The organism is Staphylococcus sp. HMSC072H03, from assembly GCF_001809305.1.
GTDB lineage: Bacteria > Bacillota > Bacilli > Staphylococcales > Staphylococcaceae > Staphylococcus > Staphylococcus hominis.
In genome coordinates, this window is record NZ_KV796880.1 from 1 (window position 1) to 433 (window position 433).

1 protein-coding gene is annotated in these 433 nt (G+C 24.2%); it reads left to right on the forward strand.

Features of this window, described 5'->3' with window-relative positions:
* Window positions 1-381 (forward strand): hypothetical protein (locus HMPREF2578_RS11225; RefSeq protein ID WP_049415712.1); only part of this gene is annotated, 381 nt, incomplete at its 5' end.
* Between the last annotated feature and the right edge of the window lie 52 nt (window positions 382-433).

Below are 433 nucleotides of genomic sequence, written 5' to 3' on the forward strand. Positions count from 1 at the left end.
AAGTTAATGTATACGCCAAAATTTATTGAACATTATCTAGTTGACTTATTAAAAATAAATGAAGGTTTGCATAGAAGGCTCGTATCAAATCAGCAAATCATTTTAATAGATAGATATAAAGATTTATTTCACTCATTAGATAACGAGTTACAAAATTATTTAAAAAGCATTGTTAATTATGACGAAAAGTTACATGATTATTTGAAGGATTATAGACATTATTATTCTTATTATTTTCCACCATCAGAAAAACTTACATATCAAAAAGATAATATATTTAATATCTCCAATTTTGTTCTTCAACTTCATAAATCTTTTATAATGTTTAAGATAGGCATTCCCTCTAGTGAAATAGTATCTTTATTAAAGATCACTCACTAGTTAGTAATCAATAAACTATTTTGCATTCCTCTACTAACCAGTGTTATAATTT